This window comes from Streptomyces sp. MK37H, from assembly GCF_018035285.1.
Lineage (GTDB): Bacteria > Actinomycetota > Actinomycetes > Streptomycetales > Streptomycetaceae > Streptomyces > Streptomyces endocoffeicus.
On the sequence record NZ_JAAAYH010000375.1, the window covers coordinates 1 to 8,850 of the forward strand.

Annotated in this window: 10 protein-coding genes; 3 read left to right on the forward strand and 7 right to left on the reverse strand. The window is 70.1% G+C overall.

The features are described from left to right. Nucleotides 1-576, forward strand: a 576-nt coding sequence (locus tag GWI24_RS34845) for a LysR family substrate-binding domain-containing protein (RefSeq protein WP_210950044.1), incomplete at its 5' end; no start/stop codon positions are given. A 145-nt stretch (nt 577-721) separates the two neighbouring features. Here the strand turns inward: GWI24_RS34845 and GWI24_RS34850 are convergent. From GWI24_RS34850 to GWI24_RS34860, 3 genes are all read right to left on the reverse strand, one after another. Next, entirely contained in the window at nt 722-1,522 is an 801-nt protein-coding gene (locus GWI24_RS34850) for a polysaccharide lyase family 7 protein (RefSeq protein WP_210950045.1), read from the reverse strand. 193 nt (nt 1,523-1,715) lie between these two features. Continuing rightward, nucleotides 1,716-2,693, reverse strand: a complete 978-nt coding sequence (locus GWI24_RS34855; protein WP_210950046.1) for a D-2-hydroxyacid dehydrogenase — start codon at nt 2,691-2,693, stop codon at nt 1,716-1,718. 79 nt (nt 2,694-2,772) lie between these two features. Beyond that, nucleotides 2,773-4,005: a hypothetical protein gene (locus tag GWI24_RS34860; protein ID WP_210950047.1), complete on the reverse strand. Its 1,233-nt coding sequence runs from the start codon at nt 4,003-4,005 to the stop codon at nt 2,773-2,775. A 505-nt stretch (nt 4,006-4,510) separates the two neighbouring features. Between GWI24_RS34860 and GWI24_RS34865 the strand changes: the two genes are divergently transcribed. Then, entirely contained in the window at nt 4,511-5,500 is a 990-nt protein-coding gene (locus GWI24_RS34865) for a LacI family DNA-binding transcriptional regulator (protein ID WP_308344191.1), read from the forward strand. Nucleotides 5,501-5,503: 3 nt separating this feature from the next. Here GWI24_RS34865 and GWI24_RS34870 read toward each other — a convergent pair whose 3' ends face one another. Further along, nucleotides 5,504-6,145 carry an MBL fold metallo-hydrolase gene (locus GWI24_RS34870; protein ID WP_210950049.1) on the reverse strand — a complete coding sequence of 214 codons (642 nt, stop codon included), beginning with the start codon at nt 6,143-6,145 and terminating at the stop codon, nt 5,504-5,506. 105 nt (nt 6,146-6,250) lie between these two features. Here GWI24_RS34870 and GWI24_RS34875 point away from each other — a divergent pair, with 105 nt between their 5' ends. Further along, nucleotides 6,251-6,676 (forward strand): MarR family winged helix-turn-helix transcriptional regulator, encoded by a 426-nt coding sequence (locus GWI24_RS34875; RefSeq protein ID WP_210950050.1) that lies wholly within the window; start codon nt 6,251-6,253, stop codon nt 6,674-6,676. Between the two features lie 129 nt (nt 6,677-6,805). Here GWI24_RS34875 and GWI24_RS34880 read toward each other — a convergent pair whose 3' ends face one another. The 3 genes from GWI24_RS34880 to GWI24_RS34890 all read right to left on the reverse strand — a co-directional run. Then, entirely contained in the window at nt 6,806-7,444 is a 639-nt protein-coding gene (locus tag GWI24_RS34880; protein ID WP_210950051.1) for a LysR substrate-binding domain-containing protein, read from the reverse strand. A 45-nt stretch (nt 7,445-7,489) separates the two neighbouring features. After that, complete coding sequence (locus GWI24_RS34885; RefSeq protein ID WP_210950052.1) at nt 7,490-7,855, reverse strand: hypothetical protein; 366 nt, start codon at nt 7,853-7,855, stop codon at nt 7,490-7,492. 118 nt (nt 7,856-7,973) lie between these two features. After that, nucleotides 7,974-8,850: endonuclease/exonuclease/phosphatase family protein (locus GWI24_RS34890; RefSeq protein ID WP_247617287.1), on the reverse strand; the 877-nt coding region annotated here is incomplete at its 5' end.

Consider the following 8,850-nt stretch of genomic DNA (forward strand, 5'->3'; position numbering starts at 1 on the left):
CGCGCCACCCATCCCGCCATCACCGTCACCAGCCGTGAGGGCACCACGGCCGCGCTCGTCCGGGCGCTGCGCAGTGGCGGCGTCGATCCCGCGCTGCTCAGCTCCGCGCCCCCGTTCCGGCCGCTGGACACCGAATCGCCACCGCTCGTGGCGCAGACCCTGACCGAGCGCGGCCTCCGACTCGCCGTGCCCGCTTCCCACCCCCTGGCGCGCCGGGACTACGTGGACATCGCCGACCTGAGGGGGCAACGCTGGATCGCGGGACCGCCCTCCGGCGAGGACCGGCTGATGGGGGTGTGGCCCGGGCTGGACGAGCGGCCCGAGAACGTCCACACCGCCCGTGACTGGCCGGCCAAGGTCAGCCTGGTCGCCGCGGGCTGCGGCCTCACTACCATCGGGGCCTCGCTCGCCCCGGCCGCCCCCGAGGGGGTGTGCGTCCTGCCCGTGCGCGGCGGCCCGCGGGAACAACGCCGCCTGGTCCTCGCCCGGCTCCCCGGGCCGCAGGGCGAGGCGACGGTACGCGTCGCCGAAGCGCTGCGCACCGTCGCCGTCGAAGAAGACGTGCCGGCGATGTAGGCGTCAGCCGCGCGACCAGCCCATCGCCGTCCTCACCGGTGTCCGGGCGGTTGGCGGAACGTCCGGGCCGCCTGAAGGTGCAGCGGGGCCGCGGTCGGCGGGCAGTCGGCACCCGCCCGCTGACCGCGGCCGTACGTCATGGTGGTCAGGTGTGCTTCACCGTGACGCCGTACAGGGCGACCTCGCCGTAGTTCGAGTCATCGCACGGCGTGGCGTTGCCGCAGTTCGCCTGAGTGTAGTCACCCGCCTTGAAGTAGCCGCTGCCGAACTTGGCGTTGACGGTGGCTTGGAGAGTGCCGTTGTAGTAGACGTCGACCTTTCCGTCGTGGGCCACGAACTTCCCCTGGAACCGGTCGCCCAGCTTGTAGCCGGAGGTCACCAGTTTGTAGTGGGTGGTGTTGTAGGAGGTGATGTACAGGTTGGTCCCTTCGAGACGGAACGAGGTGACGTCGCTCGTCGCGTCATGTATCTGCCCGGCCATCACATGCGGCTTGCCCGAAGGCAGATGGGTGATGGCCTCGTCGACGACCATGGTGTGGGTGCCCGTCGTCGATGACCAGCCGGTCGTTGCCGACCCGTCCGCGGTCATCTCGCGCAGCTCCGACCGCGGGTATCCGGTGTTGCTGGTGGTGGCGCCGTTGACGGCGGCCCGCATCAGGATCGCGTCGCAGCTCGAAGCGGTTGTGAACCAGGGCGCCTTGTCGTACGTCGACAATTGCGGCTGCTTGACCTCCAGGGGAGAGCCGGAGCTGTTGGGTGTGGGCAACTGGAGCTTCCAGCCGGTGCTCAGGCCGATGGCGGAGGCCGGTGCGGGGCAGGCGGCGGCGTCCGCCGGAGCGGCCGACGCGCTCTGCACCGAGGCCAGGACGCCGACGGCGAGTGCCGACACGGCGACGAACACCAGAGCGCGGTGCGGAGTCCTCCGCGCGCTTGGGTCCTCTTTCATGAGCGGCTCCTTCATGTGTGGGGCCATGACGGGCCCGTAGGGGATGTTCCCGAGGAACCGCCGACCGTTGAGATCGGCGGGGTCATGGGGCGGGGCGGTGAACAGGCGCAGGCGATGAGGCGAGGCCGACGTCGGACTCGGTCAGGCCCCTGACCTCATCAGCGCACGGCGAGCGGGCCGTCAGCCGCTGTCGTCAGAACCATTGCGACTTGTCCACAACGTTGATCAACGGCTGCCCGGCGGCGAACCGCCGCGCGTTGTCCGCGAGCACCTCGAACCGACGCTCCGCGGCATGCGGTCCGGCCCCCGCGACATGAGGGGTGACCAGGGCTCTGGGGTGACGCCACAATGGGTGGTCCGCAGGCAGTGGCTCCTGTTCCACGACATCGAGGGCGGCACCCCGTAGACGCCCCGCGTCCAGGGCCGTGACCAGGTCGTCGAGCCGGACGGTGGGACCGCGGCCCACGTTGATGAGGCAGGCTCCGCGTTTCATCAACGCGATACGCCTGGAGTCCAGCAACCCTTCTGTCCGAGGGGTGTGGGGCACGGTCAGGATCACGATGTCCGCCTGGGGAAGTACCTGATCGAGGAGATCGGGCGGGAGAACCCGGTCGAAACCGGGTGGTGCTTCGGTGACCCGCGGATCGACGCCCTCGACACGGGTTCCGAACGCGGCGAGCAGCCGTCCCACCTCGGCACCGACCGCACCCGTACCGACGATGAGCGCACGCGCCTCACCGAGCGGAAGGACCGCGCCCTCCGACCAGTCCGGTGCCCAGTTGGCGGCCGCTTGCTCGCGCACGTAGCGGGGGAGCTGCCGGGCCAGAGCCAGGACCAACGCCAGTGTGTGCGTGGCGACATGAGCGGTGTACGTGTCCCGCATGTTCGTCACCTGGACCGGATGACGTACGAGCGCGGGGTGGTAGAAGCCGGGAGGAGGCCCCGCCTGAGGAGCCTGCAACCAGCGCAAGCGCTGTGCCGAATCGAGGAGTTCGGGAGTGAGCGTCCCGTAGGCGGCGTCGGCGCGGGCCAGGGCGGCGCCGACGTCCTCGGGGCTTTCGGGGCGGAGGACCTCGATTCCGGGTACGGCCCGCACGAGCATGTCGGACCAGGACCGTGTCTCGTCCGGCAGCGGGGGGACCATGACCAGTGTGAAGGAGGCTGTGGTCATGCGGCATGCTCCATCGCCGCAATGGCCACCTGGGAGGCGGGGTGAGGCGGCTCGGGGTCGGTGATGTGGCTGGCGTGCGTCATGCTGCTCCCTCGACTGTCGGTGGCGTGGCTCCCGTCATGGTTCTCACCTCTTCTTGCGCGTTGGCCGCGCGCAGCGCACGGAGACGGGCAGGTGAGGCCAGACCGGCGTGGTAGTAGCGAATCCGCTGGGCACCGGCGGCGCGCAGCCGCGCCACCCGTCCGGCGAGGTGAGCGGGGTGCCCTTCCAGTACCGACACATTGGCGATGACCGGCCGTGCGCTGCTGCGCACCGCCTCCTCGACTCGGGCCACCGCCCGGGTTTCGTCGTCCCAGCATTTGACGACGAAGGCGGTGGCCCGACCGTCGAAGTGGCCCAGGTCGAGCCCGCTGTCGGGGCCGGTGGTCTGCGGGTCGCCGTCCGCCATCAGGAGGATCTCCCGGCCGGGCGCGGCCGCCGCGATCCGTAGCGTCAACTCCTCAATCACAGACCGCCGGTGACGCAGCAGCGCTTGTGTCGCCTGCTCGCCCAGAGACTCGGCGAGCGTGTTCGGGGCGCGGACACCGTCGCGCAGCTCCGCGTCGACGGTGCGGCGCACCGCCCGCGCGACGCCGACGGCGTCCGCTCCGGAGGCCTCGATCCCCCTGCGGCACGCAGCGCACAGGCATATCGACAGCAGATCCCGGCAGCCCGTGCTCAGATCGGTGCCCGCTGTCTTCTCGTGGTGGCTGCCGTGCTCGAAGCCCAGCCACCCACACGCCTCCAGCATGAGCGCCGGCACTTCGGCGGCGTCGTGGCGCGCGCCGAAGGCACGGACCAACTGCGTCGCGTACGCGGCGACTTCGGGCTGCGCCGGGCACAGGGCATATCCGTATCGTTCATCGAACGCGTTGCGCACGGTCAGATCGGGTGCGCGCGTTCCCGCCGCCGTGCTGTGCGTGAGCACCAACCAGGCTTCGACTCGCAGTCCATGGCTCCGCAGGGCCGAGGCCGCCGTGCCGAACCGGTCCGGAGCGTCGACGGCCCAGCCCGGTGCGGAGGGCCTCAGACGCGTGCCGCGCCAGTGGCGTGGGTCGAGCGGGAAGTACGCGGCGGCGTGAGTGGCGTGCACGATGCGGTGGGCGGGGTGGCGGGGCGTCATGGCGCGCACCGAGTGGTAGGCGGCTTGAAGGACTACCGCGCCCACACCGAGTGAGGCCAAGCGTTCGGCCGCGGCGGGGTCGCCCACCAGGTCCCAGGTGTAGGCGAAGGCGCCGTCGAGCTCGCAGGAGCCGAGGGGCTCGGTTGTCATGTGGTTCCCTCCTCGATGGCGCCGACCTGCCCCGTGGCGAACTGCTGCCGAGAGAAGTTCCCGCCGTTGGCTGCTCGGCGCTGGCGTCGCTCGGGACGGTGAGGTGTGCATGACGGTAGGGCCCATCAATTGGGCGTGCAAGCGCTTTCACAAGATCATGTTCTGAGATGCTTCGGCGCGAAGCCGGTAAGAACCGTCCTGGCCTGCAATTTTGAGCAGGGCAGGAATCTATGGCGGCAGTGCGCAATGGGCTGAGGGCGCGCTTTCATAAGTGCTCACAGGGGGTGGCAGGGTTCGTGTGGGCTGCCGAGCCGCCGGAAGGGGGTAGGTTGTGCGCGTCCTCGTACTCACCGAAGCTGACTGGGGGCTGGGTTTGGCTACGCCGAAAGTGCCGGAGGCGACGGAAACTCGGAGATCGTCCACGGAACCGGAACCACCCCTTTCAGGCGAAATGCCCGGTGTGGCGAGCAGGTCCGCCGCGAAGAAGGGAGCGCGCCAGCGGCGTGTGACGATCAACGACGTCGGTGCGGCGGCGGGGGTGTCCACCTCCACCGTGTCCCGTGTTCTCAATGGCACGGCCCGGGTCGACCCCGAGCTGGTGCGCCGGGTGCACGGCGCGGTCGCCGAACTGGGCTATCGCCCCAATGCCGCCGCCCAGGGCCTGGCTCGCGGCGAGGCGGGCGCTATCGGGGTACTCGTGCCCGACCTGTCCAACCCGTACTTTCCGGATGTTTTGAAATCCGTCTCCGCTGTCGCCCGCTCGCACGGGCGCCGTGTGATGGTGATGGAGTCGGACGAGGACGCGGCGAGCGAGCATGGGCTCGCCGAGGACCTGATGGGCTGTTGTGACGGTGTACTGCTGTGCTCTCCTCGCATGGACCGCACCGCGCTCGTCGATCTGACGCTGCGTGGCAACCCTGTGGTGCTGGTCAACCGGATCGTCCCCGGGCTGAGCGTCCCCTCGGTCACGGCCGACTTCTACGGCGGGATGACCCTCGTCTGCGGTCATCTCACCCAGCTCGGCCATCGCCGGGTGGCCTACCTGAGCGGCCCGGAAGCGTCCTGGGCCAACGCGGAGCGCATCCGGGCCTTCGAGGCCGCGGCGGCCTTCGGTATCGATGTCACCGTCATCCCTTGCGGCCACACGGCGCGGCATGGCTACGACGCGGCCGACGCGGTGCGGGGTCGCGGTGTCAGCGCTGTTGTCGCGTACAACGACCTGGTGGCGCTCGGTGCGATGGCGGCTTTGGAGGAGTCGGGTCTGCGGGTCCCTGAGGACATGTCGGTGATCGGCTGCGACGACATCTCCGTTGACGACCTGCCCAGTTCACGCCGCCTTACCACGGCCTCGATGGCCCGGGATGAACTGGGCAGGCTGGCCGCCCAGGAACTGGAGTCCCTGATGGCCGCCGACGGCGACACCGAACCTCGATCCATTCCGATGGAGCTTCGCGTACGGCTCACCAGCGCGCCGCCCGCGGGACTGTCAGGCTAGAGCTCAGCCGATGTCAACGGAGGCGCCGGCGGCCAGTCCGTGGTAGCGGGCCCCGACGCCGGGGCCGCTGTCGCCCAGGAAGCCGCCGAGCATCGCGTTACCGACGTCGTTGAGGGCGCCGTCGTGGATGGCGTAGGCGTCCCGTGGGGCCACCTCCCGCACGTAGTCGATCAGCTGCCCGGTGGTCGACCAGGGGCCGTGCACGGGCAGCAGCAGGGTGTCGACGGTGGCATCGGGGACGGTCAGTGCGTCCCCGGGGTGGAAGAGGGCGTCGTCGATGAGGAAGCCGACGTTGCCGACCGGCGGGATGTCGGGGTGGATGGGCGCGTGCCACGTGCCGTAGACCCTCACCTCGAAACCGGCCGCGGTGAAGGTCTCGCCCTCGCCGACGGTGGAGACCCGGGTGCCGAGGCCGTCCAGCTGCTTGGCGACGGAGGCGTTGGTCCAGATGTGCAGGGCCGGGTTGTTCTCCGCGGCCTTGCGGAGCGCCTCCTCGGAGAAGTGGTCGAAGTGTTCGTGGGTCACCAGGACCGCGTCCGCGCCGTCCAGCGCGTGCGGTTCGGTGAGGCCACCCGGGTCCACGACCAGGCGGCGGTCGTCCTTGTCGATACGGACGCAGGCATGGCCGAACTTGGTGAGCTGCATCGTGGGTCTCCTTGATCCCTGGCAAAACTGTACAACCGAGCTGTGCAACCATACTGTACAAAATGGTTGTACAACCTGCCTTCATGACCTGGGTAGGGTGGAGCCATGGAAGACGACGCACTGGCTGAAGACCTGCGGCAGGCGGTCGGCGAACTCGTCCGCGCCGTACGGGCCGCCGACACCATGCCCTCCGGAGGGGCCGCCATCCTCGGCCACCTCGACCGCGGTGGCCCGCAGACCACGGCCGACCTGGCGCACCGGCGCGGAGTGACCCACCAGTCGGCCGCCAAATCCGTCAAGGAACTGCTCGGCGACGGCCTGGTGCGCACCGAGCCCCACCCCAGCGACGGTCGCAAGCTCCTGCTGCACATCACCGACGCCGGCCGCGCCCGCCTTCAGCGGGAACGCGCCCAGCGCGCCGGCTGGCTGGGCACCGCCATCCGCGACACGCTCAGCCCCGACGAGCAGCGGCGACTGCGGGACTGCGTACCTCTGCTGACCCGTCTCACCGCCCGCATCACCGAAAGGTGACCGTGGGGCCGATGTGCCGGGTTCGGCATTTTCTGGGAACGGCACCGGCCTGAACGTGTCGGTGGAACCGGACCGTACGCCGGACCGGAGCAGCACCCGGACCCCCGCCCTCGCCGGCCCGCGAACTGATCACCTGTCGGGCCGCGCGCCCCGCGGAGGACCGGTGTCGTCGTGCGGCCGGTCCGGAAGGCCGGTGGCGCACAGACGCAGGACCTGCTCCCGCAGCCATCGGTGGGTGGGATCGACGGTGTTCCTGGGATGCCAGTACATCGACTCGACGAGCCGCGGCAGCGGCACATCGAGCGCCACGGTCCGAAGACCGATACTCGGGCCGAGCTGGTCGAACAGGCGCCGCTGTATCACCGCGACCGTGCGGGTGCCGGGGAGCAGACAGGTCGCGTTGGTGAAGTTGTCGGTGGCGGCGACGGCCCGGAGGGGCAGGCCGAGTTGAGTGAGAACCGTATCGGCGATCGTGGGCTGCGGGCCCCCGATCTGGACGTACGGCAGGGTGCAGAGCTGATCGGAGGTCAGGACATCACCCACTTCGGGGTGGTCCTGGTCCACCACGGCCACGAATTCGTCGGTGAACAACATGGCGCTGGAGAACGTCTCCAGCTCCTTGTCCTGGATCATGGGCGGCCAGATGACCAGATCAATCTCCGTGACCGGTTGGACCAGCGACTCCGCGAAGGGGGTCAGCACCATGCGGCGGCCGTCCCTGACCAGCAGCGGCACCGTACTACGGATGGCACTCCGGCGCAGACGCATGCGCCGGGGTGCCATCCCGTGAGGAGTTGACGGCGAGTCAGGACATCAGGACGACAGGACCAGCTTGGCCTTGTGGCCGCTGACCGACCGCACCCCGATGCTCAGGTTGTTGAGCCTGACCGTGCCGCCCGGGCTGGTGCTGCCGCTCAGGTGCGCGCCGCCCGTCGTGGTGGCCGCCAGCTTCACGGACCGGGAGCTGATGTGGGTGATCCGCAGCTTCCCGAACCCGAACCGGTGGCTGTCGACCTTGATGCTCGTGGGCCTCGACACGGTGACCGTGCACCGCCCGTCGTAGCAGGGCCCATGGGCGGCGGCCTGCGCCACCGGCGACATCAGGCCGAGTGCCAGCGTGCCCGCCACGGTCGTGGTCACCGCGGCCGTCGCGGTCCTCCAGCGCATACCGGTACTCATCAGTGGAACCTCCTGGGTCGGGAATGCGTGCGCCGCATTTCTAACCCGCGGGTCCCGGGACCGCTCCCGAGGAGACCCCGCGACGTGGTGGCGGGCGCGTGGTCGGACCGGGCTCTGGTCACCCCCATGCGATCCGGGCGGCGACGGGCAGATGGTCGCTGCCGGTGGCGGACAGGGTGCGGATGTGGCCGACGGTCGCCGAGCGGGCCATGACCTGGTCGATCCGGGCCAGCGGGAAGCCCGCGGGGAAGCTGAAGGCGAAGCCCCGCTCCGCCACGTTCATCCGCGAGGTCAGCGGGGCCAGCCCACGGTCGTCCACCGTGCCGTTGAGATCGCCCAGCAGGATCACCCGATCGCGCTTCTCGGCGGCGATGGCTCTGCCCAGCAGACCGGCGCTCTCATCACGCCAGGAGGACGCGAGTCCACTCGCCCGGATGCGCACCGACGGCAGGTGTGCGACATACGCCGCGATCTCGCCGTGCGGCGTGTGGACGGTGGTCCGCAGTCCGCGATTCCACCCCTCCGCGATCCCCTGGGGTTTGATGTCCAACGGCCGGGCATCGGTGAGCGGATGCCTCGACCAGAGTCCAACGGTGCCCCGCACGGCGTGGTACGGGTAGTCCGGGGCGAGTGTCTTCTCATAGACCGGCAGCGCGCTGGGCACCAGCTCCTCCAGCGCGATGAGATCGGGCTCGGCGTCGGCCAGGGCGCGGGCCGTACCCGCCGGATCGGCGTTCTCATCGCTGACGTTGTGCTGCACCACCACCAGGTCACGCGGGCCGGGCTCCGCCCCGGGCAGGAACAGCCCGCCGAAGAGATATGTCCACGCCGCCACCGGCAGCAGCAGTGCCACCAGCGCGAGGGCCGAACGGCGCAGCAGCGCCAGGCCGAGCAGCACCACGACCACCACTCCGAGCCACGGCAGGAACGCCTCCAGCAAACTGCCCACGTGGCCCACGGAGTTGGGCACCGCCCGGTGGAACGCCAGCAGCCCG